21 protein-coding genes are annotated in these 23,795 nt (G+C 56.0%); 14 read left to right on the forward strand and 7 right to left on the reverse strand.

Annotation, left to right across the window (positions count from 1 at the left end; genetic code table 11):
* Positions 1-1,269: an O-antigen ligase family protein gene (locus BQ5462_RS04385; protein WP_071142211.1), complete on the forward strand. Its 1,269-nt coding sequence runs from the start codon at positions 1-3 to the stop codon at positions 1,267-1,269.
* A 52-nt stretch (positions 1,270-1,321) separates the two neighbouring features.
* Here the strand turns inward: BQ5462_RS04385 and BQ5462_RS04390 are convergent, their stop codons facing one another.
* From BQ5462_RS04390 to citD, 5 genes are all read right to left on the reverse strand, one after another.
* A complete protein-coding gene (locus BQ5462_RS04390; protein ID WP_071142212.1) occupies positions 1,322-2,656 on the reverse strand; it encodes a CitMHS family transporter in 1,335 nt (444 codons plus the stop codon).
* A gap of 347 nt (positions 2,657-3,003) precedes the next feature.
* A complete protein-coding gene (locus tag BQ5462_RS04395) occupies positions 3,004-4,338 on the reverse strand; it encodes a CitMHS family transporter (RefSeq protein ID WP_071142213.1) in 1,335 nt (444 codons plus the stop codon).
* A 345-nt stretch (positions 4,339-4,683) separates the two neighbouring features.
* On the reverse strand, positions 4,684-6,246 hold the full coding sequence (gene citF / locus BQ5462_RS04400; protein WP_071142214.1) for a citrate lyase subunit alpha: 1,563 nt from the start codon (positions 6,244-6,246) through the stop codon (positions 4,684-4,686).
* Between the two features lies 1 nt (position 6,247).
* Positions 6,248-7,162, reverse strand: coding sequence for an aldolase/citrate lyase family protein (locus BQ5462_RS04405; RefSeq protein ID WP_071142215.1), 915 nt, complete (start codon positions 7,160-7,162; stop codon positions 6,248-6,250).
* Position 7,163: 1 nt separating this feature from the next.
* Positions 7,164-7,463 (reverse strand): citrate lyase acyl carrier protein, encoded by a 300-nt coding sequence (citD, locus tag BQ5462_RS04410; RefSeq protein WP_071142216.1) that lies wholly within the window; start codon positions 7,461-7,463, stop codon positions 7,164-7,166.
* 248 nt (positions 7,464-7,711) lie between these two features.
* Here citD and BQ5462_RS04415 point away from each other — a divergent pair, with 248 nt between their 5' ends.
* The 3 genes from BQ5462_RS04415 to BQ5462_RS04430 all read left to right on the forward strand — a co-directional run bounded on the left by BQ5462_RS04415 (position 7,712) and on the right by BQ5462_RS04430 (position 11,465).
* On the forward strand, positions 7,712-8,635 hold the full coding sequence (locus tag BQ5462_RS04415; RefSeq protein WP_071142217.1) for a LysR family transcriptional regulator: 924 nt from the start codon (positions 7,712-7,714) through the stop codon (positions 8,633-8,635).
* Complete coding sequence (citX, locus tag BQ5462_RS11495; RefSeq protein WP_071142218.1) at positions 8,632-10,011, forward strand: citrate lyase holo-[acyl-carrier protein] synthase; 1,380 nt, start codon at positions 8,632-8,634, stop codon at positions 10,009-10,011. The genes BQ5462_RS04415 and citX overlap by 4 nt, the downstream gene beginning before the upstream one ends.
* Positions 10,012-10,412: 401 nt before the next feature.
* Complete coding sequence (locus BQ5462_RS04430; RefSeq protein ID WP_143038020.1) at positions 10,413-11,465, forward strand: PD-(D/E)XK nuclease family transposase; 1,053 nt, start codon at positions 10,413-10,415, stop codon at positions 11,463-11,465.
* Positions 11,466-11,660: 195 nt separating this feature from the next.
* Here BQ5462_RS04430 and BQ5462_RS04435 read toward each other — a convergent pair whose 3' ends face one another.
* On the reverse strand, positions 11,661-12,509 hold the full coding sequence (locus tag BQ5462_RS04435) for an Mrp/NBP35 family ATP-binding protein (protein ID WP_071142221.1): 849 nt from the start codon (positions 12,507-12,509) through the stop codon (positions 11,661-11,663).
* Positions 12,510-12,675: 166 nt separating this feature from the next.
* Between BQ5462_RS04435 and BQ5462_RS04440 the strand changes: the two genes are divergently transcribed.
* The 9 genes from BQ5462_RS04440 (at position 12,676) to BQ5462_RS04480 (ending at position 21,180) form a co-directional block, all read left to right on the forward strand.
* A complete protein-coding gene (locus BQ5462_RS04440) occupies positions 12,676-13,284 on the forward strand; it encodes a hypothetical protein (RefSeq protein ID WP_071142222.1) in 609 nt (202 codons plus the stop codon).
* 429 nt (positions 13,285-13,713) lie between these two features.
* Entirely contained in the window at positions 13,714-14,727 is a 1,014-nt protein-coding gene (aroF, locus tag BQ5462_RS04445) for a 3-deoxy-7-phosphoheptulonate synthase (RefSeq protein WP_071142223.1), read from the forward strand.
* Positions 14,727-15,599 carry a prephenate dehydrogenase gene (locus tag BQ5462_RS04450; RefSeq protein WP_071142224.1) on the forward strand — a complete coding sequence of 291 codons (873 nt, stop codon included), beginning with the start codon at positions 14,727-14,729 and terminating at the stop codon, positions 15,597-15,599. The genes aroF and BQ5462_RS04450 overlap by 1 nt, the downstream gene beginning before the upstream one ends.
* Positions 15,580-16,644: a 3-dehydroquinate synthase gene (gene aroB, locus BQ5462_RS04455; RefSeq protein WP_071142225.1), complete on the forward strand. Its 1,065-nt coding sequence runs from the start codon at positions 15,580-15,582 to the stop codon at positions 16,642-16,644. Before BQ5462_RS04450 ends, aroB begins: the two co-directional genes overlap by 20 nt.
* Before the next feature lie 4 nt (positions 16,645-16,648).
* The gene (gene aroA, locus BQ5462_RS04460) at positions 16,649-17,941 is read left to right on the forward strand and encodes a 3-phosphoshikimate 1-carboxyvinyltransferase (RefSeq protein ID WP_071142226.1); all 1,293 of its coding nucleotides are present in this window, start codon (positions 16,649-16,651) and stop codon (positions 17,939-17,941) included.
* A complete protein-coding gene (gene aroC / locus BQ5462_RS04465; protein WP_071142227.1) occupies positions 17,922-19,010 on the forward strand; it encodes a chorismate synthase in 1,089 nt (362 codons plus the stop codon). The genes aroA and aroC overlap by 20 nt, the downstream gene beginning before the upstream one ends.
* A gap of 4 nt (positions 19,011-19,014) precedes the next feature.
* On the forward strand, positions 19,015-19,866 hold the full coding sequence (gene pheA / locus BQ5462_RS04470; RefSeq protein ID WP_071142228.1) for a prephenate dehydratase: 852 nt from the start codon (positions 19,015-19,017) through the stop codon (positions 19,864-19,866).
* Positions 19,863-20,687 carry a shikimate dehydrogenase family protein gene (locus tag BQ5462_RS04475; protein ID WP_071142229.1) on the forward strand — a complete coding sequence of 275 codons (825 nt, stop codon included), beginning with the start codon at positions 19,863-19,865 and terminating at the stop codon, positions 20,685-20,687. The genes pheA and BQ5462_RS04475 overlap by 4 nt, the downstream gene beginning before the upstream one ends.
* Positions 20,680-21,180 carry a shikimate kinase gene (locus BQ5462_RS04480; RefSeq protein ID WP_071142230.1) on the forward strand — a complete coding sequence of 167 codons (501 nt, stop codon included), beginning with the start codon at positions 20,680-20,682 and terminating at the stop codon, positions 21,178-21,180. The genes BQ5462_RS04475 and BQ5462_RS04480 overlap by 8 nt, the downstream gene beginning before the upstream one ends.
* 87 nt (positions 21,181-21,267) lie before the next feature.
* Here BQ5462_RS04480 and BQ5462_RS04485 read toward each other — a convergent pair whose 3' ends face one another.
* Positions 21,268-22,317 carry a mechanosensitive ion channel family protein gene (locus tag BQ5462_RS04485; RefSeq protein ID WP_071142231.1) on the reverse strand — a complete coding sequence of 350 codons (1,050 nt, stop codon included), beginning with the start codon at positions 22,315-22,317 and terminating at the stop codon, positions 21,268-21,270.
* 168 nt (positions 22,318-22,485) lie between these two features.
* Here BQ5462_RS04485 and BQ5462_RS04490 point away from each other — a divergent pair, with 168 nt between their 5' ends.
* Positions 22,486-23,721, forward strand: coding sequence for a glycerate kinase type-2 family protein (locus tag BQ5462_RS04490; RefSeq protein ID WP_071142232.1), 1,236 nt, complete (start codon positions 22,486-22,488; stop codon positions 23,719-23,721).
* The last annotated feature ends 74 nt before the right edge of the window (positions 23,722-23,795 follow it).

Below are 23,795 nucleotides of genomic sequence, written 5' to 3' on the forward strand. Positions count from 1 at the left end.
ATGGACCGACCAAGAGACTGGGGCCTTCCCACATCCTGGAACCTGAACCAGTGCACCTTTGCGGTGCTGTGTGTCCTGTTCTTCATCCTGCCCCTGAATCAGCTGGCGGCAGGCATCGTATTCAGCATCTGTTTCCTGATGAACCTGGTGAACTGCTGGCGGACCCGGCAATTCTGGCCAGCCATCCAGGTTCCCAGGGTCATCAGCCGGCCCTTGTGGGCCCTGTTCCTGCTCAGCGCCGTCAGCGTGCTCTGGTCGCCGAACCCTCTGTCCTGCGGCCTGAACTGGCTGTGGGTGGTGGGGCAGGAGGCCGGGCTGTTTTACCTGGTGCTGCGCTATGCCAGCACCGGCCGGCGGTCCCTGTTCCTGATCAAAATGTTTATGATCTCGGCGGGCATTGTGGCGGCTTATGGCATCTGGCAGTACTTCTTCGGTACCAGCCTGCAGAACGCCGAATGGATCGATCATGAGGCGTTCAAGGACCTTTCCAGGAGGGCCATATCCACCCTGGTGAATCCAAACCTCCTGGGGGCCTTCCTGGTGACCACTGTGGCCTACTGTGAAGGGATCTTCGCCCCTCTGAAGGGGGGGAAGACCCGCTGGGCCCTGGTGGGCATTTTCCTGCTGGCCACGGCCTGCCTGATCCTGACCTTCTCCCGGGGAAACTGGGTGGCCTATTTCTGGGTGCTGTTCGTGTTTGCCGGGGCCTTCTACCACAAGGCCTTCCTGCCCTTCATCGGAGGGGGGCTGGGAGTTCTGTACGTAGGCTGGAGCCGGCTGGCTGCCCGGATCATGTCCATCTTTTCCATCCATGATACGTCGGCGGAGCTGCGGTTCTTCTATCTGCAGAGTTCCCTGGACATGATCGAAGACCATCCTTTCGGGGTGGGGTGGTATGGCTACGGCTATGCCTTCCCCGATTACAACTTCTTCATTTCGGAAGATGTGTTCATGTACCACAGCCACAACCTGTTCCTGAACATCACGGCGGAACTGGGGATTGAAGGGCTGTTGCTGTTTTTGTTCCTGATGGTTCAGATGTTCAAGCTGGCCCGGGAGATCCGGCACCGGAAACGGACCCGGCCCTGGATCCGGGGTGTGGCCTGCGGCTATATGGCCTCCCTGGTGGGAATCTTCATTGGCGGCCTCACGGATCATACCCTGTTCAACAGCCAGCTGGGCATGCTGTTTTGGGCTGGGAACGCGATTGTGCTGATCATGGACCAGTTGAGCAGGCCCAGAGAAAAAGACGCTCAGAACGAAAAATAGGAGGCACTGTGCAAATGCACAGCGCCTCCTGTTTTTTACGTATGGAAGCCAATCAGAGGTGGAACAGACCCAGCATCAGACCGCAGGCCAGAGAGATCCAGGACAGGACCCACAGGCGCGGTGCGCAGAAGGTCAGCAGCTCTTTCAGGGAGATGCCGGCCAGGCCGCAGGCCAGGAAGGTGGTGGCAGCATGCGGAGTCACCATGACGCCGTAGTTCTTGCCGATCAGCATGGCCATGGCCATGTTGTGAGGATCTACGCCGAACTGTTGCCCCACACCGATGGCCAGAGGCAGCAGGCCGAAGAAGTAGGAGTCGGTGCCCAGCATCATGCCGATGGGCACTGCGAAGAATCCGAACACATCCTGCAGATGGGGACCCAGGGCGGCCGGTACGATGGCGATCAGCATCTGGGCCATGGCCTTCATCATGCCGGTCTTGGACAGCACACCCAGGAACACGCCGGAAGCCAGCAGGATCATGGGCATGGTCAGAGCGGTGGCAGCGTGCATCTTAATGGCACGAGCCTGGTCTTTGGCGGAATGGAAGTTGGCAATCAGGGCCACAGCCAGACCGAACATGAAGGCGCCGTACAGAGGAATCTTGGTGAAGCACAGCAGGCCGATGACGAACAGGGTCAGCAGGCCGTTGAACCAGATCATCTTGGGCCGTTTCATGAATTCTGCATCTTCAGAGGACAGATCATCGTCAGCGGATTTGTCTTCATCATCATCCTGCAGCTGGGCAGCTTTGCCAGTGGGGACCAGGCCGGCGCCACGGCGTTTTTCCACCAGGCCCATATAGCCGGCGAAGATCATCAGGATCACCAGGCCTACCCCCTGCAGGGGAATCAGTTCCTGCCACAGGGCGTTTACATCCGCGTTCAGCACCACGCCGGTACGGGCCACAGGACCGCCCCAGGGCAGCAGGTTCATGATGGACATGGCAGCACCGATGATGCAGACCAGGACCACCGGACGCATATGCAGCTTCTTGTAGATCGGCAGCATGGCGGGGATGGTGATCAGCAGGGTGGAAGCCAGAGCGCCATCCAGGTGGGAGATAACGGCGATGCAGGCCGTTGCGATGGTGACCAGCATGATGTTGGAACCGGCTTTTTTCACCAGCCAGTTTACCATGGGGTCGAACAGCCCCATATCACCCATCATGGAGAAGTATACGATGGAGAAGATGAACAGTACAGCCGTGGACCAGGTCTTGGAGACACCGGCCTTCACGAAATCAAAGATCTGGACAGGGGTAAACCCGCAGATCAGCGCCGCGATCACAGGTACCATGACGAACAGAGGTACCGGGTTGGATTTCCCACGGATCAGGGCGGCTACGATGATGACAACCATCAAGAAACCAACAATGCCCAAGAACATAATGCATTTCCCCCTTTTTTGTCTGTTTTTCCGGGGCGGGCCAGCCACCGGAAGGATAAAGGATAAGACCTTGAACTTACAAACACATAGTACCATAGAAATATTCAGAAAACGAATATAAAAGTTCCCATAAAATACATAAGAAAAAACTTATAGAATAGGCGTAACTCCAGACAGAATGCGGCTGCAGAGGGAGTACGGATGATATTTGAATTGAACTTCAATTAAAACAACTCAAAAGATTTTTTCATACATGGTTCACAAATGAAGCCCTGGCCCGGAGAGCTTCCCATCTGCGCCCATAAAAAAAGACTGTCGCCGAAGCGACAGTCTTTTTTGAGATTGGATCAGAGATGGAACAGACCCAGCATCAGACCGCAGGCCAGAGAGATCCAGGACAGGACCCACAGGCGCGGTGCGCAGAAGGTCAGCATTTCTTTCAGGGAGATGCCGGCCAGGCCGCAGGCCAGGAAGGTGGTGGCAGCATGCGGAGTCACCATAACGCCGTAGTTCTTGCCGATCAGCATGGCCATGGCCATGTTGTGCGGGTCAACGCCGAACTGTTGCCCCACACCGATGGCCAGAGGCAGCAGGCCGAAGAAGTAGGAGTCGGTGCCCAGCATCATGCCGATGGGCACTGCGAAGAATCCGAACACATCCTGCAGATGGGGACCCAGGGCGGCCGGTACGATGGCGATCAGCATCTGGGCCATGGCCTTCATCATGCCGGTCTTGGACAGCACACCCAGGAACACGCCGGAAGCCAGCAGGATCATGGGCATGGTCAGAGCGGTGGCAGCGTGCATTTTAATGGCACGAGCCTGGTCTTTGGCGGAATGGAAGTTGGCGATCAGGGCCACAGCCAGACCGAACATGAAGGCGCCGTACAGAGGAATCTTGGTGAAGCACAGCAGGCCGATGACGAACAGGGTCAGCAGGCCGTTGAACCAGATCATCTTGGGCCGTTTCATGAATTCTGCATCTTCAGAGGACAGGTCATCGTCGTGGGACTGTTCATCGTCCTCGTCATGCAGCTGGGCAGCTTTGCCAGTGGGAACCAGGCCAGCGCCGCGGCGTTTTTCCAGCAGGCCCATATAGCCGGCGAAAATCATCAGGATGACCAGACCCACACCCTGCAGAGGCAGCAGTTCCTGCCACAGTTCGTTTACGTCCGCGTTCAGCACCACGCCGGTACGGGCCACAGGACCGCCCCAGGGCAGCAGGTTCATGATGGACATGGCAGCACCGATGATGCAGACCAGGACCACCGGACGCATATGCAGCTTCTTGTAGATCGGCAGCATGGCGGGGATGGTGATCAGCAGGGTGGAAGCCAGAGCGCCATCCAGGTGGGAGATAACGGCGATGCAGGCCGTTGCGATGGTAACCATCATGATGTTGGAACCGGCTTTTTTCACCAGCCAGTTCACCATGGGGTCGAACAGGCCCATATCACCCATCATGGAGAAGTATACGATGGAGAAGATGAACAGTACAGCGGTAGACCAGGTCTTGGAAACACCGGCCTTTACGAAATCAAAGATCTGGACAGGGGTGAACCCGCAGATCAGCGCCGCGATCACAGGTACCATGACGAACAGAGGTACCGGGTTGGATTTCCCACGGATCAGGGCGGCTACGATGATGATAACCATCAAGAAACCAACTACGCCCAAAAACATAATGCAATATCCTCCTTAAAGATAGTGATGCGTCCCTGACGGGCAGTCAGGGAACCGAGATATAAGTACGGTATGGTTATAGTACCACATCCCAAAAGTGAAAACGAATAGAAAAATCAGTATGAATCACATAATTTTTTACTTATGATATATACATAGAGCAAGGATACATGCGGGTCTGCGGCTTTATATAAATTTTCTCATTTTCCCTACAAAAGAGATAACTTAATAATTTTTATTTCATTTGAAACGGTTTGGAACGGTGGATGCCATTCAGACACAAAAAGGACCCCGGGAGTTATACGACTCTCGGGGTCCAGGATCTGTTCCGTTCAGAAAGCCGGATTAGAATTCAGCTTTCTTCACTTGACGGACCACGTCCATCACAGAACCATCCCGTGCTTCGATGATGCCTACGATCCGGTCACCGAATTGTACAGGATCCGGTTTGCCCACCATCTTGTAGGCGGTATCCCGCAGTTCTTCGATGGTGCAGATGGGCAGATCCGTGTCTTTCACAGCATCGATGATATCCTGGCGACGGGGGTTGATGGCAATGCCATAATCCGTTACCACCACATCGACCGTTTCACCCGGAGTGGTAACGGTGGTGCAGTCGGTGCAGATGGCCGGGATACGGCCCTGCAGCAGAGGAGCGATGACGATGGTGCATTTGGCACCGGCAGCAGTATCCGGATGGCCGCCCTGGGCACCGGTGATCACGCCGTCAGAGCCTACCACAACGTTGACGTTGAAGTGGGTATCCACTTCCAGTGCGCCCAGGATGACGTAGTCCAGCTTATTGACATAAGCGCCCTTGTTGAAGGGATCGGCATACTGGGAAGTGGTGATTTCGTAATGGTTGGGGTTGGTCTTGATGTCTTCGATGGAAGCCATATCGAAATCCTGGGTATCCGCAATCTTGTCGATCAGGCATTCATGCTGCAGTTCGCAGATGGCCTGGGCAATACCACCCATGGCAACGCCGATGTGGATGTTATCCTTGCGCAGATGTTCGGCCAGGTATTTGGTGGAAGCAATGGAAGCACCGCCTACACCGGTCTGGTACACAAAGCCGTCCTTATACCAGGGGGTATGTACCATGAAATCAGCTGCATATTTGGCCATCAGCAGTTTCCGCTGGTCCGTGGTGGGTTTGGCAGCGCCGGTGGCAATCTTGGTGGGATCGCCGATGGCGTCCACTTTGACCACATAGTCCACGTTGGTCATGTCGATGGAAGCCGGAACGTTGGGGAAGGGAACCAGGGTATCGGTGATTACCACCACTTTGTCAGCATATTGGGCATCTACAGCAGCATACCCCAGTACGCCGCAGTCGCTGCCATTCTGGCTGCCGAAAGCACGGCAGTTGCCCATGTCGTCAGCGCAGGGAGCGCCGATGAAGGCAATGTCGATATGGGTTTCGCCGGATTCGATGGCACGGACACGGCCGCCGTGACCGCGCATGATGGCCAGGCCCTTCAGTTTCCCATTGGAAATGGCTTCACCGATTTTGCCCCGGACGCCGGAAGCCTGGATGTTGGTGATGGTGCCATCTTCGATCATGGGAACAATCGGAGTCTGGGCTTTGCCCAGGGAAGTGGCGCAGATGGTCAGATCTTTGATGCCCATTTTGTGGACAGCTTCCATGACCATGTTGACCACATAGTCCCCTTCACGGAAGTGATGGTGGAAGGACAGGGTCATACCATCTTTGATGCCGCATTTCTTCAGTACGTCTTCGATGGAATCTACCACTTTGCTGTAGTTCGGATCGATGACAGGAGCTACCGTATGGGTAGCGGCCTTATAGGCAACCAGATGTTTCGCATAGCTGCCGGAAAAAGGTTCTTTCCCGGTCAGTTTCAGGATCTCTTCAGGAATCTCTCTACCTACTGCGTTCTTCATCTTATAAATCCCCCTTATAGACACCGGCAGCCTTGGCCATAGCGATGGTTCTCTTGGCGCCGTCATAGAAGGCGATATCCAGCATCTTGCCGTTCAGCTGGAATACACCGATACCCATGGCTTTCTTGGTGTCGATTTCCCGTACAACGGCTTCAGCCCAACGGATCTGTTTTTCGGTCGGGGTGAATACGTCATGGCAGACAGGGATCTGACGAGGGTTGATGATGGATTTGCCATCGAAGCCCATTTGTTTGATCATTTCCACATCCTTGCGGAAGCCTTCCATGTCGTCCAGGTCGGTGTAAACGGTATCGAAGCACATCCGGCCGGTAGCCCGGGCGGTGATGACCATTTGCTGACGGGCACCCATCAGTTCCACGCCGCTCTTGGAGATGCTGGTCTGCAGGTCACGGGTGTAGTCGCCGCCGGACAGGGCGATACCGAACAGACGATCAGAAGAAGTGCAGATGTCGTACAGGTTCAGCATGCCTTTGGTGGATTCGATGGCAGCCATGATCAGCGTGCTGCCGATGGGACGATGGAATTCTTTTTCAGCAGCCAGGATGTGTTCTTCCACGGTCTTGATGTCCTTGCCGGATTCAGTCTTGGCCAGACGGATGGCATCGCAGCCGCCGGCGACGGAAACGCGGATATCTTCTTTCCAGTGGGGAGTTTCCAGACCGTTGATCCGGACAACTCTTTCACAACCATGATAATCGATTTCTTTCAGAGCATGGAACAGGGAATAACGGGCAGCATCCTTCTGGTTTTCAGCTACGGCGTCTTCCAGGTCCAGCATGATGGAATCGGGTTTGTACACATACGGGTCTTTTACCAGGCTCGGTTTTTGTGCGTTCAGGAACATCATGGATCTTCTCAAACGCTTGAAGTTCGGATTCGTATTGATTACTTCCATGTTATAAGACCTCCCAGGGATTCGGCGTATCGGGGTCCTCGTTGATAGAACGGAACACAGCGCCTTCCACGCGTGCTTTTAAAGTGCAGTCCAAAGCGCCCTTGTCAACAACAGAAACCTTTGCGTTGGTTACGTCCAGTTTCTTCAGGGTTTCCAGGACAACAGCCTTGATCTGCCGTCCATATTGATGGATGACGCTGCTTTCAATGGTGAGCTCGATGCCGTTGGTACCGGGTTCAACGGTGATCTGGGCATCGGAAGACTCAACAGTGCCAGCCATGGCTGCCTTCTTCAATTCCATGTAAAATCACTCCTTCTGAAATAGTAAACAATATACAGTTTGGTACACTTTGATAGTAACACAGGAAAAATTGGAAATCGAATATAAATAATGATATAATCTTTATAAGTTGAACCTTATTAATGCGGAAGAAGCCCCGTGGAATGCGGATTCCCGGGACTTGAAAAATTGTGTCAAAATATAAGAAATTAAAACTTCTTCTAATAAACGGCGACAATCAGGGAAGAACCGAAAAACTGGAGGGGTCTATGAATCTGAAACACGCGCAATATATAATGGAAATCATCAAGCAGGGCAGCATCACCAATGCGTCCAAAACCATGCACGTTTCACAGCCGGCGCTGAGCCAGACCATCAAAGCAGTGGAAAAATATCTGGGTGCGCCCATCTTTTTGCGGAATACCAATCCCATCGTACTGACGGAAGCGGGGAAAAAATACATCGCTGCGGTGAAGCAGGTGATTACCATCAGCTCCAACCTGCTCCATGAAGTGGCGGATATCCAGTATGAAGGATATGGGACCCTTCGGCTGGGGATTCCCATCCAGCGGGCCATGCAGATGCTTCCTTCCGTAATGCCGGTGTTCCGGCAGCGCTATCCCCACATCAAGCTGAAGATCATGGAAGCAGGCAGCAACATCACGGAAAATGAGGTGCTGAACGGCGGTGTGGATCTGGCTGTGCTCACCACCACTCCCACCAACGACGAACTGAAGTATGAGCTGGTGGAAACGGAAGATGTGGTGCTGGTGGCCAATAAGATGACCACCCTGGCCCAGCGCATCAAGGGAGGAACCCCCATCCATATCACTGAGGCCAGGAATGAGGAATTCGTCTCCATTACCGAGGGCCACAATGTGCGCCGGGTGCAGGATACCCTGTTCAGCGTGTACGAGATCAAGCCCAATGTGATCCTGGAAACTTCCAGCATCGAGGTGGGCAAACGGCTGGTCTCTGCCATGGAAGCCGTATTCATCTGCCCGGATGTGTATCTGGACGATTACTTCTTGTCACAGGACAAGTGTGTGTTGTATCCTTTATTGGGCGTCGCCAACAAACGGTACTGCTACATCTGCTGCCGCAAGGACGCCTATCTCAGCCCCTATGCCCGGGCCTTCATTGAACTGATCCGGACGCTGGGCAAGAAAAGAAAGGAACCTTATAGCAAATGAAAGATGTTGTGATCCGTCTGGCAGGCCCCGGGGTGGAAGTGCCGGATATGCTGATGGCACGGGATGGCCGTGCGGCTGCCCAGCGGAAACTGCTGGACCATTTCCATAAACCCCTGCTGTTCTTTACCCAGAACATCCCCGGGCCGGTGAAGACCTCCGCCCTGATCCACCTGGGCTTCCTGGAAGGGATCCGCCGGCTGGAGAAAGCCCTGGAGGAAGCCGGCATTCCTGTCCTGTATCAGAAAACCATAGACTACAAGACGGGTTACGAAAAATATTATGTGCTGGACGGAGAGGCTCTGGCCATCAAGAAGATCGCCTGTGCCATCGAGAACGGCGACCGGCTGGGGCGGCTGTACGATATGGACGTGCTGGCGGAAGACGGGCATAAGATTTCCCGGACGGATATCGGGCTGCCCGGGCGGCTGTGCCTGGTATGCTCCCAGCCGGCTCAGGCCTGCGCCCGCAGCCGGAAGCACAGCGTACCGGTGCTGGTGCGGAATGTCCACCGGGTGCTGGAAACCTTTCTGCTGGACCGGGTGGAGCAGGCCCTGCGGGCCGGGCTCCAGGGGGAAGTGGATGCCACCCCCAAACCGGGACTGGTGGACAGGGACAATGCCGGGGCCCACAAGGACATGGACTGGCACACTTTTGCGGCCAGCACCGATGCCATCGTTCCCCATCTGCGCCAGATGGCGGAAAAAGGCTGGGACTGGGAAGGAAATGGGGAAGGGCTGTTCGCAGCCCTGAGGCCCATGGGGGCTGCGGCGGAAAAGGCCATGTTCCGGGCCACGGGCAATGTGAACACCCACAAGGGCATCATCTTCTCCCTGGGCCTGGTGACCAGCTTCACGATGTGGCTGCTGGCCCGCACCGGGACCGTGGACAGCGAGAAGACCCTGGCCACCATTGCGGAGGCCGTGACACCGCTCCTGGAACGGGACTTTGCCAAAATCGACCCCTACCATCCCCATACCCACGGGGAGGTCCTGTACCTCGAGCAGGGGTGCCGGGGTATCCGGGGCGAAGCCATGGACGGATTCCCGGCGGTGGGCGATATCGCTCTGCCGGCCCTGCGGAAGTTTCGGGAAGAAGGGAAGCCGGACAACGAGGCCTACATCCAGACCCTGCTGCTGCTGCTCTCCCAGGTGGAGGACACGAACATTTTGAGCCGCAGCGATGCCGCTACGTTGAAGCAGGCCCAGGCCGATGCGAAAGCCGTGCTGGAAAAAGGCGGGGCCTTTACCCCGGAAGGGCTCCAGGCCGTGTGGGACCTGAACGAAAAATTCATCAGGCAGAACATCAGCCCGGGAGGCTGTGCCGATTTATTGATCCTGGCCATCTTCATGGAGAAGATGGAAGGATTGGTGGAATGAAAAAGAGTGGGGTTGTGATTTTTCACAGCCCCACTCTTTTTCAGTGGCTGGTGGGTAGTGAGCAGGGGGCAGGGCAGGACCAGGCACGTAACATGAGTAGGGACGCCCCATCAGGGGCGTCCGGTCCCAGGTCTGTAAGCGGGCGGTTCACCGAACCGGACCTGCGTTCAAAAATCCGTCCTGCAGGAAGGATTTGATCCGGTCTCAATCACTATTCACTACCCACTAGCCACTAAAAAGAGCCGTAAGGCCGAACTCTCAGATTGGACAGGATGCTCCAAATTACGGGAAAATTGCAGATAATGACCTTCTTTTTGCAGGCATGCAGGAAAGATTCTTTTCTTGTCGAATGGGGGACAGTATGGAGCCCTTACAAAATTTGACAGGAAAGGTGTGACGGAATGAATACACAAACGACCATGGCACAGGATCTGGACACCTGGCAGGAGGAACGGAAACTGGATGAAGCCTGCTGCCGGCTTGTTGCCAACAAAGTGATTCTGGCCCGGCTGCTTCAGGCTGTGGTCCAGGAATACCAGGATTGTTCCGCAGCAGAATTGGAGCACAAATATTTGGAGGGGGAGCCTGCGATTCTATCCTCTGCAGTGGATCAGGATGCCCCGGACCCCGGGCGCATCAAGGGTGAAACTACGGTGGACAAGAGCCAGACGGAAGGAACGATTGCGTATGATATCCTTTTTTCTGCCTATTCTCCCAAACGGAAACAAAATAGCCAGGTCATCATCAATGTGGAAAGCCAGAATCAATGGAATCCAGGATATTCTTTGACGAAAAGAGCCGCCTACTATGCGGCCCGGATGCTTTCCCGGCAAAAGGGAACGGTGTTTACCGGCTCGGATTACGGGAAACTCCAAAAGGTCTACACCATCTGGATTTGTCTGGAACCGCCCAAAAAGAAACAGGATACCATCACCGTGTTTTCCATGGAACCGGAGCATTTGGTCGGAAATGCAGAATATGGTAAAATGAATTATGACATGGCAACGGTGATCATGGTCTGTTTGGGGGAAACGGAGCGCAGGGAGAAGGATATTCTCCGGCTGCTGGGAGTCCTGTTATCCCCGGAAATCCGTCCCGGTACGAAGAAAAAGATATTGGAACAGGAATACGGGATTCCCATGACGGTGGAGATGGAGAAGGAGGTGGAAAATATGTGCGATTATGGCAGAGGCCTTGCCAGGAAATATGCGGAAAAAGGACTGGCAGAGGGGCTGGAAAAGGGAATTGCAGAGGGACTGGAAAAGGGGATTGCAGAGGGCTTGGAAAAAGGCTTGGAACAAGGTCTGGAAAAAGGCATCCAGCAGGAACGCAAGAATAACATCCTCGGCATGCTGCGGGAAAAGATTCCCATGGAGACCATTGCCCGCATCACGAAAGTATCGGTGGAGCAGATCCGGGAACTGGGAAAATCAAACGGAGTGTTGCAGGAATAGGAAAAGGGCTGAAGAAATGAGGATTCATTTCTTCACAGCCCCTTATCCTTGTATACAGCCTATGACATAGGACAAAAAAAGGCGCTGTGAAAAAATCATTCACAGCGCCTTAAATTTGCCTGCGTAAGCTGGCTTCCATCGGCTAGAGACTAGTGACGGGGATATGAAAATCATTTTTTCACATCCCCTTTTTGCTTACTTGTCCTGAGCAACCACCTTGTCCACGATGGCATCCAGGGCCTTGCGGCTGGCTTCGCTGAGGTTTTCCAGAGGATCGCCGGCATCTTCGGCAGCCACCACCTGGGGATCGATGGGAATCCGGCCCAGGAAGGGCAACCCTTTTTCTTCGGCCAGGGCTTTGCCGCCGCCGGCTTTGAAAATGTCCACTTCCTGCCCGCAGTGGGGGCAGACGAACCCGCTCATGTTCTCGATGATGCCGCGGACTTTGATGTTGCCCAGCTTGCAGAAGTTCAGGGATTTCCGCACATCGGCCAGGGCCACTTTCTGGGGGGTGGTGACGACGATGGCTTCTGCGTCCTTGATGGTCTGGACCACGGTCAGAGGTTCGTCACCGGTGCCGGGGGGACAGTCGATGATCAGGTAATCCAGAGGATCCCATTGGGTGTCGCTCATGAACTGCCGGATGGCACCCACCTTCAGAGGGCCTCTCCAGATCAGGGCATCGTCCTGCTGGGCCAGGAATCCCTGGGCGGACAGGAATTCCAGGTTGTCGCTGTACTTGAAGGGTACCAGCTTTTCGTTTTCCACCTGGACATGTCTGTCCATGAAACCCAGCATACCGGCTACGCTGGGGCCATGCAGGTCCACGTCCATCAAGCCCACGTGATAGCCGCGCTGGCTCAGCAGCAGGGCCAGGTCCACGGAGACGGTGCTTTTGCCCACGCCGCCCTTGCCGCTCATGACCACGATTTTATGTTTGACATGGCCCAGGAAATCGGCAATGGCCACGTCCTGGGGATTCTGCTTCGGATTGGATGCGCAGCCGGAGCAGTGAGAATGATCGCAATGATCACATTCGCTCATTGATAAAACCTCCTCAATTGAACCACAATATTGTAACCCATCCTATTATATGAAAAAAGTCAACTGAATGCAAATAAGTTACATTTTAAAAACTGACTATAAAGTCAAAAAGTGTGTATAATACTAAAGAAATACAACGGGGCAAGCCCCATAAGGAGTGAACAGTATGCAATCCAACTGGAAAAAAACGGCGGTGCTGGCGCTTCTGGCCGCAGTGTGCGCAGTACCGGCCTATGCCGAAGAACGACCCAAACTGGCCGATGGAGAATTGTTCGTGAACGAACGGATTGTGAAGAATGGCAGGGTGCTGTACAAGGCTCTGGATCTCCATGATGACTGGGAACACGATCCGGAAAAACAGGTGCCGGGGCTGGTGTGCACGGCTTTCATCCCGTCGAAGGATGAGAAAGTGGGGCCGGAACTGGCCAGTGTGAAGAAACTGACCACCAAACAGGAAAAGATCCTGGCAGCTTGCCGCCATTATTCCGGTGGGGACTATGCCAACAAGCTGGTGCTGCTTGCGGCCATGGATACCCGCGGACAGAACGGCAAGCTGGATATCGTGAAGGCGGAGCTGTTCGGTCGGCTGCTGAATGTGACTGTGGCCATCCAGGATCCCACCGGGGTCCAGGATGACGGCTCCGAAGCCCTCAGCGAAGAACATGTGATCACCCTGCCTGCAAAGGATCTGCCCCGATATGGCAATCTGAGGGTCCGGTTCTCCGATGCCACAGGCCATGCCCTGGACGATATGGACGTGGCGCTGGATCGGTAAGGGGGTCCAAAGCGGGCGGGTCATTGATCCGCCCCTGTGCTGACTACCACCTGTAACTTCCGATACACTCTGGACTTTTTCTTCCCCAATCTGTCTCTCCCCGTTGACGAATTTTCCTTCAGGGAGTATGATTAAACCATTCCAATGTGTAAAGGCGGTTTTCATCATGACTTTGTCCAGTATGACCTGGGGAACTGCATATGGCTTCTATTTTACCCAGAGCTTCTATTATGGCTTTGGGTACTTTAGCTGCTCCAAAACTCCATGCAATTCCACCGGTAAGAGAGACTGAGATTCCAGGATTTCCTGGAAAGCGACCTTGATAAGACCGTTAGCAGACTCCTTGCGAGTCTGCTTTTTTTGTGCAGAAGAAGCAAGGAAGCAAAGTAGGAAACAAAAGCAGGAAATGAAGAATGGGAGGAAAGAAACATGATCATTGTATTGAAGAAAGGTGCACCCAAAGAAGAAAGCGAGAAACTGAAGAAGAGCTTGGAGGCCCGTGGCTTTACCATCCATGACAGTATCGGTGAAAACCAGGAAGTCCTGGGCATCGTAGGGGATACCAGTGTGCTGGATCCGGAAGATTTCATGGTCAATGAATGGGTGGAAAAGGCCCTGCGGGTGCAGGAACCCTTCAAACGGGCCAACCGGATGTTCCATCCAGACGATTCCATCATCGATGTAAATGGCGTCAAGGTGGGCGGTAAGAAACTGGTGGTCATCGCCGGTCCCTGTTCTGTGGAAGGCCAGGATCAGATGGACACCATTGCGGCTTCGGTGAAAGCCTCCGGGGCCGACATGCTCCGGGGCGGGGCCTTCAAACCCCGTACTTCTCCCTACTCCTTCCAGGGACTGGGAGACAAGGGTCTGGATATGATCCGCCAGGCCGGCACGGCCAACCACCTGCCCATTGTCACAGAAATCATGAGCGCCGACAAGATCGATGAATTCGTGGAAAAAGTGGACCTGATCCAGGTGGGGGCCCGGAACATGCAGAACTTCACCCTGCTGAAGGAACTGGGCAAGCTGGACAAACCCATCCTGCTGAAACGGGGCATGTCCGCCACCATCGAGGAATGGCTCATGAGTGCCGAATACATCATGTCCGAAGGGAATGAAAACGTAATCCTGTGCGAACGGGGCATCCGGACCTTTGAAACCTATACCCGGAACACTCTGGATCTGTCCGCCGTGCAGGCAGTGAAACGGCTGAGCCATCTGCCGGTGATCGTAGATCCCAGCCACGCCACAGGCAAAGCCTGGATGGTGCCCACCATGAGCAAGGCGGCCATTGCTGCCGGGGCTGACGGACTGATCATCGAGACCCATAACGATCCCAAACATGCCTGGTGCGACGGGGCCCAGAGCCTGTCCCTGCCGGAATTCGCCAAACTGATGAAAGACCTGAAGGTATTGGCTCCGGCCGTAGGAAGGGAATTATAATGAAGAAACTGCAGGATACTGTTGTTGCCATCATCGGGCTGGGCCTGATCGGCGGTTCTTACGCCAAGGCCCTGAAGGCCCAGAAAGTGAAGCGGGTGATCGGTTCGGACCGGAACCACATCGTTTCCCTGATGGCAAAGGATGAAGGATATGTGGACGAACTGGCAGATGACAAACCGGAATTGCTCCGGGAGGCGGATGTGATCATCTGCTGCATGTATCCCAGTGCCTTCGTCCCCTTTGTGAAAGCCAACATGCAGTATTTCAAACCGGATGTGCTGCTGACGGATGTGATGGGCATCAAGGGATCCATTCCCGACCAGATCGATGCCCTGCTGGGACCGGAAATGGACTTCGTGTCCACCCATCCCATGGCAGGTCGGGAGGGAAAGGGCTACAGCCAGAGCACCTCCCAGATTTTCCAGGGGGCCAACTTCATCCTGATCAAACGGGACAGCAACAGACCGGAACATGAACAGTGGCTGCGGAACATGGCCTATGAGCTGGGCTGTGCCCGGGTGGTGGAGCTGACGGTGGAGGAACACGACAGCATCATCGCCTATACCAGCGACCTGCCCCATGTGCTGGCTGTTTCCCTGATCAACAGCGATTCCATGCAGGAAAACACCAAGTACTTTGTAGCCGGTTCCTTCCGGGATGCCACCCGGGTGGCTGACATCAACGCCACCCTGTGGAGCGACCTGTTTTTATTGAACAAAGGACCGGTGATCGGAGAAATCAACAAAATGGAACAGCAGCTGGAACGGTGGAAGAACGCACTCCAGCAGGACGACCGGGAAGAACTGGTCACCATGATGGACCAGGCGAAAAAGAAAAGAAGGGATATGTTCTATGGAAAAAATCTTCGTTGATCTGGGAAAGAAATCCTACGATATCGAAATCGCCGTCCATTCCTTTCCGGAAATGGGTCAAAAGATCCGGGCCCTGTCCAAAGCGGACAAAGTGGCCATCATCACGGACCATACTGTGGATGCCCTGTATGGTCCGCAGCTTCAGCAGCAGCTGGAGACCCAGGGCTTTTCCGTACGCCGGCTGGTGATGGAGGCCGGGGAGGACCACAAGAACCTGGAGACCTTCGGCCGGATGGTCCGGGCCTGTGCCGATTTCGGCATGACCCGCAGCGACCTGGTGATTACCCTGGGGGGCGGCGTGCCCGGCGACCTGGGCGGCTTTGTGGCGGCCAGCTTCCTGCGGGGCGTCGCTTTCATCCAGGTGCCCACCACCCTGCTGGCCCAGATAGACAGCAGTGTGGGCGGCAAAGTGGCCGTAGACCTGCCGGAGGGCAAGAATCTGGTGGGGGCTTTCTACCAGCCCAAAGGGGTGCTCATGGATCCGGAATTGCTGCGCAGCCTGGATCCCCGGTATCTCCATGATGGTCTGGCAGAAGTGATCAAATGCGCTGCCTTCGGGGATCCGGACCTGTTTGCCGCCCTGGAACAGTGGAGCACTGATGAGGACATTCTCCACCATGTGACGGAGATCAGCGCCGCCTGCTGCCGGCTGAAAGTCAAGGTGGTGGAGGAGGACGAACGGGACGTGGGTGCCCGGATGGTCCTGAACTTCGGCCACACTATCGGCCATGCGGTGGAACGGTACTACCATTATGAAAAATATACCCACGGGGAAGGTGTGGCCATCGGCATGGTGCGCCTGACCCGGAACACGGAAAAACTGGGGCTGACCCGGCCGGGGACGGCGGATCGGATCCAGCGCCTGCTGGCCCGGTACCACATCCCCACGGAAGATCCCATTCCCGATTCTGCCATCCTGGAAGGCATCCAGATGGATAAGAAGAAACGGGGCAATCAGATCACCCTGGTGATTGTGCCGGAAATCGGGAAGAGCCTGCTGAAGAAAGTGGCCTTCGCCGATCTGGAACCCTATGTGAAAGGATGAAAGTATGACTACGCTACGCATTGAACCCCTGTCTCTTACAGGAACGATCCGGGTTCCCTCCTCAAAGAGTCTGGGGCACCGGGATCTGATCTGCGCCGCCCTGGCCCGGGGTACCAGCCAGGTGGAGCAGGTCAGTGTCAGCAGGGATATCCTGGCCACCTGTGAATGCCTGCGCCGCCTGGGGGCCCTGATCAGCCCGCTGGAGGAGGACGGAGGACGGACCGGCTTTACGGTGGAAGGGTGCCGACCCCATCAGGTGGGCAGCCTGCTGGACTGTGGAGAATCCGGGTCCACCCTGCGTTTCCTGATCCCCCTGGCAGCCCTCAGCGGGGAAAAATTCACCTTTACCGGTTCCGGCAAACTGGGCAGCCGGCCCCTGGACCCTTATGAAGCCATCTTTGCCGAGCAGGGCCTGACCTTTGAAAAGGGCGGTCCTGAAGAGAATTTCCCCCTGGTGGTACAGGGACCTCTCCAGCCCGGCCATTTTACCCTGCCGGGGGATGTGAGCAGCCAGTTCATCAGCGGTCTGCTGTTCGCCCTGCCCCTGCTGCCGGGGGATTCCACCCTGGAAATCACCGGGAAACTGGAAAGCCGGAGCTACATCGCCCTGACCCTGTCTGCCCTGCAGAAGTACGGCATTACCATCGAACATCAGGATTTTCTGACGTACCGGATCCCCGGGAATCAACAGTACCAGCCCCGTACCGGAGCCGTGGAGGGGGATTATTCCCAGGCAGCGTTCTGGCTGACGGCAGGCATGCTGGGGCGGAGTATCGGCCTGTTGGGCATGGATCCGGAGTCTCTCCAGGGAGACAAAGCCATCATCCCCATCCTGCAGCGGATGGGGGGGCAGGTGGTCTTTGAAGGGGATACCCTGATCAGCCGGCCGGTTACGGCCCTGGGCACCACCATCGATGCCGCGGACTGCCCGGATATCATCCCGGTGCTTACCGTGGCAGCGGCCCTCAGCCAGGGCCATACGGAAATCATCCACGCGGAACGGCTGCGGTTGAAGGAGTGTGACCGGCTGAAGGCCATGACTACGGAACTGAACAAGCTGGGCGCCCGCATTACGGAAAAACCGGACGGCCTTTCCATCGAGGGAGTGGAAGAACTGAACGGGGGCATCGTGGACTGCTGGAATGACCATCGTATCGCCATGAGCCTGGCGGTGGCCAGCATCCTGTGCCGGGAACCTCTGACCCTGGTGGGGGCCGAATGTGTTTCCAAATCCTATCCGGAATTCTGGCAGGATTTCAAGACCTTAGGAGGACAGTATGAGCAGTGTAATGGGTGAGCGGGTCAAGCTGACCATTTTCGGAGAATCCCATGGCCCCTCCATCGGAGTGGTCATGGACGGTCTGCCGGCCGGGGTGGAACTGGATCTGGCGGCCATTGAGAAAGAAATGAAACGGCGGGCACCGGGCAGCAGCAAGCTGGCTACGCCCCGGAAGGAACCGGACAGCTTCACCATCGAAAGCGGGTTCTTCAACGGAAAGACCACGGGCATGGCCCTGTGCGCCCGGATCGTGAATACCAATGCCCATTCCAGGGATTACAGCAAAATGAAGGAAATCATGCGGCCGGGCCACGGGGATTACCCGGGCTATGTGAAATTCCACGGTTGCAACGATTACCGGGGCGGCGGCAGTTTTTCCGGCCGCCTGACGGCACCGCTGGTGTTTGCCGGCGCCGTGGCCAAGCAGCTGCTGGCGAAAAAGGGTGTGACCGTGGGGGCCCATGTGGCGGCCCTGGCCGGGATCAGGGACGACCGGTTCAATCCCCTGGGAGAAACGGCGGAGACCCTGCGCTCCATGGGGGAAGAGACCCTGCCGGTGCTGAATCCAGACGTGCGGGAAACCATGGCCCAGGCTGTGACTGCTGCCCAGAAGGAAAAAGACTCCGTGGGCGGGCTTATCGAATGTATGGCCATCGGCCTGCCTGTGGGGTTGGGGGAACCCTATTTCGACTCTGTGGAAAGCCGGTTGAGCCACGCCCTGTTCTCCGTACCTGCGGTGAAGGGTATTGCCTTCGGGGATGGTTTCGGCCTGGCGGAGATGCGGGGCAGTGAATCCAATGATCCCATGGAGTACCGGGACAACAGGGTGGTGTGTACCACCAACCACAACGGCGGTGTCACCGGAGGAATCACCAACGGCATGCCTCTGGTCTTTACGCTGGTGATCAAACCCACGCCTTCCATCGGCAAGACCCAGCATACGGTGAACGTGGTGACCCGCGAAGACACCACCCTGGAAGTCACCGGTCGTCATGATCCCTGCATCCTGCCCCGGGCCATCCCGGTGGTGGAGGCCGTAACGGCCTGGACCCTGCTGGATCTGTTCTATATGGCGGAACGGGGGTAGGCATATGACACAGGAATCCATCCCTGTAGGCTATATGGGGGTGCCGGGGGCCTACGGCCACCTGGCCCTGCAGCAGTACTTCTCTGGTCAGCCGGTGGAAGCCCGGAACTTCATGCTTTTTGAAGATGTGGTGACGGCAGTCATGGACGGTACTGTCCGGTATGGGGTGCTGCCCATCGAGAATTCCTCCACCGGCGGCATTACGGAGGTCTATGACCTGGTGCGCCGGTATGGGGCCAGCATCGTGGGCGAGAAAATCGTGAAAGTGGAACACTGCCTGCTGGGCCTGCCTGGAGCGAAGCTGGAGGATATTACAGAAGTCTATTCCCATCCCCAGGGCTTTTCCCAGTGCCGGGCCTTTTTCAAAGCACATCCGGCCATGCAGCAGTTCAATTATTTCAATACGGCCAAGGCGGCGGAAATGGTGGCCCGGAAAAAGGACATCCATAAGGCGGCTGTGGCCGGGGCTCAGGCGGCCGGACCCTATGGCCTTACCATCCTGGCCCGGGGCATCAATACCAACCAGAGCAACTACACCCGGTTCATCATCATCAGCCGGCAGCAGGAACTGGCCGCAGATGCGGACAAGATTACCCTGATCGTCAGCCTGAAACACCAGCCCGGGTCCCTGTACCGGGTCCTGTCCCATTTCGCCCGGTATCAGATCAACATGACCAACATTGAATCCCGCCCCATCCCCGGGCGGCCCTGGGAATATTATTTCCACATGGACATCACCGGCCATCTGACGGATCAGGCCGTGCAGAATGCTCTGGCGGACCTGCCGGAGGATACCACGGACTGCAAGATCCTGGGGAATTATCGGGCGGATCACGGAAAGGAAACCAGATCATGAAATTCGGATTGTTAGGACGGGTACTGGGGCACAGCCTGTCGCCCCAGATCCATGCAGCCATCTTCCGGGCCCTGGACAGCCAGGATACCTATACCCTGCTGGAACGGGAGCCGGACCAGGTGGCAGCCTTTGTACGGGAAAACCGGGAGGGGCTTACCGGCAGCAATGTGACCATTCCGTATAAAGAAAAAGTCATTGCCCATCTGACGGACATTGCCCCGGAAGCAGAAAAGATCGGAGCGGTGAATACCCTGTTTTTCACGCCGGAAGGGGTGAAAGGCTACAATACGGACTATATGGGCTTCGACCGGATGCTCCAGGCAGCTGGTATCTCCCTTGCCGGGAAACGGGTGACCGTGCTGGGCAATGGAGGTGCGGCCAAGGCCGTGCTGCAGGTGGTGGCCGACCGGAAGGCGGAGACGGTCCAGATCCTGTCCCGCCACCCTCAGCAGGCGAAAGAGAGCCTGCAGCATTTCCTGGTCCAGCGGCCGGATGCCCAGGTGCGGCTTTATGCCGATGCACAGCCCGGCAGCCAGGTGGTCATCAACACCACTCCGGTGGGTATGTCCCCCAAAGTGGGAGTGAGCCCGGTGCCGGCAGACTTTACGGCGGGAGCCGAAGCGGCAGTGGACATCATCTACAATCCCAGGGAAACCCAGTTCCTGGCTGACGCCCGCAAAAACGGGGCGAAGACCTGCAATGGAATGTACATGCTGGTGGCCCAGGCTGTGGCTTCGGAGGAAATCTGGCAGCAGAAGAAACTGGATCCGGATCTGATACCGGAAATCATGAAACAACTGGAGGCTTCATTTCATGGCTAATATTGTACTGATCGGTATGCCCGGAGCGGGCAAGACCACCATTGGAAAGAAACTCAGCAAGGTGCTGGGGCGTCCGGTCATAGACGCGGACGATGTGGTGGTGCAGCAGACCGGACGGACCATCAAGAGCCTGTTCCAGGAAGGAGAGGATGTGTTCCGGGACGCAGAGACGGCAGCCATCCGCAGCCTGGCCGCCAAAGATGGCATCATCATCTCCTGCGGGGGTGGCGTGGTGAAGCGCCCGGAGAACATGGCCTATCTCCAGGAAACAGGGAAAATCTTCTTCCTGAACCGGGACCTGGCAGCCATCGCCGGGTGCGTGGACAAAGTGAGCCGGCCCCTGCTGAATTCTGCAGAAGACCGGTTGACCCAGCTGTACAGGGAACGGATGCCGTTGTACCTGAAATATTGTGATTATGCCATTCCTGTGGACGAAGATTTCGACAAAACCACAAAGTATATCATCGACCTGATCAGGAAGCTGGGGATCTGAAAGACTGGAAGTCCTCGGATTGGTGTACAGCCGACCACCAACCACTAACCACTAACCACCAACCACCAAAAAACGGGAGTGTGCTTATCACACTCCCGTTTTTTCAATATACACACTGGTGCTGGGGTAGGCGGCACTGGTGCCTGTCTCTTCCAGCAGCTTCAGCAGCTCCAGGTTGATCTTTTCCTTGCTCTTCATGTATTTGGTGTAGCTGGTGTGCCGACAGTAGCATACGATGCTGATGTCCAGGCTGCTGGCCCCCATGTTGGAAAAGGCCACGGTGATGCCCTCGTCCAGGATGTCCGGGTCAGACTTCAGGTAGGCGGTGATCTTTTCCACCAGGGCCTGCAGCTGTTCTCTGGTGGCATCGTAGGTGACCCCCAGGGTCATTTCCAGCCGGCGCATATCCCGATTGGTGAAGTTCTGGATGGGGGTACTGATGATCAGGGAATTGGGGATGTACACCAGGGCCTGGGTGAAGGTCCGCACATTGGTGCTGCGGAAGGAAATGGATTCCACAATGCCTTCGATGTTATTGCAGATGATCCAGTCCCCTACGTGGAAGGGCTGGTCCATAAGAATCACCAGGCAGGCGAAGATGTTGGCCAGGGAATCCTTGGCCGCCAGAGATACGGCCAGGCCGCCGATGGACAGCCCGGCGATGAAGCCGCTGATGTTGAAACCCCAGGTGCTGAGCACGGTGGCCAGGGCGAAGAAGATGATCAGGGCGTGGAAAAAGGAGGAGAACAGGCCGCTGATGGCCGGGTCCAGCTTTCTGCCAGCCTTGGTGAAGAAGTGGCTGAACAGGACGTTGGTGGTGGAACTGAAATTGTACAGGATCCAGTAAAAGGCGATGACCAGCAGGCTGGACATGGAGTTGGAAAGGAAAGCGGTCTGGGCCAGCCGTTCCCAGGGAGAATTGGCCAGGGCGGTATAGCCCCCGAAGACGGCAATGGCCATCCTGCCGGGCCGGTACACCGCTGCCGCGATACTTTCGTCTGCGGCAAAAGGCAGTTTGTCCAGAATGAAGCGGATGATCCGGATGCTTACGATCCGGAAACCGATGTAGAACAGGATGGTAAAGGCCAGGATGAAAAGTGCCGGCAACCAGGCCAGGAATTCGTTGTATAAAGTCATAGCTGCTCCTTTATTTTAGCCAGCGTCAGCTGGCTTCCTTCGGCTAGTGACTAGTGACTCGAGACTAGTGACTATTATTGGTTTCCATTGTACCATTCCTGCCGCAGAGGGTGCAAGAATATGGTATAATGAGACGAATTTGTAAATTCGTCTGAGGGGGAAATGGAAATGTCTTTACGTGCAGATGCAGAAACCATCATGAACAGTGCCATCCGGGCTTCTCTGCCGGATGCGGCTGTGGCAAAGGCTTTGGAACATAAAAGATTCGGCAGGGGAAAGATCGTGGTGGTGGCCATCGGCAAGGCAGCCTGGCAGATGGCCAAAACGGCAACAGGCATCCTGGACGGCCGGATCTCGGCAGGCATTGTGATCACCAAATACGGTCACAGCAAGGGGGAACTGGCCCCTCTGGAAATCTGGGAAGCCGGGCACCCGGTACCTGATGAGAACTCGCTGAAGGCCACTGAACGGGCCATCGAACTGGTGAAGGAGCTGGGGGCCGATGATACCGTCCTGTTCCTGATCAGCGGCGGCGGCTCCGCTCTGTTCGAGAAACCCCTGATTTCACTGAAGGAACTTCAGGGCATCACTTCGGACCTGCTGGCCAGCGGAGCGGATATCGTTTCCATGAATACGGTACGGAAACGTCTGAGCAGCGTCAAGGGCGGAAAGTTCGCCAAACTGTGCGCTCCGGCGAAAGTCTATGCCATTGTTCTCAGCGATATCATCGGGGACCCTCTGGATATGATCGCCTCCGGTCCGGCGTATCCGGATTCCTCCACCTGTGAGGAAGCCCTGGACGTGATCCGCAAATACAAGATCATGCTGCCGAAGGATGCGGAAAAAGCCCTGCGGGAAGAGACTCCCAAACAGCTGGACAATGTGGAGACGGTGATTACAGGCAGCGTGACGGAGCTGGCGGCTGCCGGTCAGAAGGCGGCAGAAGCCCTGGGCTATGAAACGGTGCTTTTGACCACCAGCCTGAACTGCCAGGCCCGGGAAGCCGGGAGTTTCCTGGCGGCCATTGGGCGGCAGTATGCCGGGAGCGGCAGGAAACTGGCAGTCCTGGCCGGAGGAGAAACGGTGGTGCATCTCCACGGCAGGGGTAAGGGCGGACGGAACCAGGAAATCGCTCTGGCAGCGGCTGATGGCATTGCGGGTCTGGACAATGTGGCGGTATTCTCCTTTGGCAGCGACGGGACGGACGGTCCCACCGATGCAGCCGGCGGGTTTTCAGACGGGTATACGAAAGAAGAACTGGCCCGGGCCGGTGTGGAAATCTCTGAGGTGCTGGAGCAGAACGACGCCTACCACGCCCTGGAAAAGACAAAGGGACTGCTGATTACCGGTGCCACCGGGACCAATGTCAATGATCTGAGTGTGCTGCTGATTGCCGGAAAATGAATCCCATCCCCGTAGGGGGAAAGAAGGGGCTGTGAAGACTGTTCACAGCTCCTTCCTTTTTACAGAAAATGTAA

The sequence above is a fragment of the Acidaminococcus timonensis genome (genome assembly GCF_900106585.1).
Taxonomy (GTDB): Bacteria; Bacillota; Negativicutes; order Acidaminococcales; family Acidaminococcaceae; genus Acidaminococcus; species Acidaminococcus timonensis.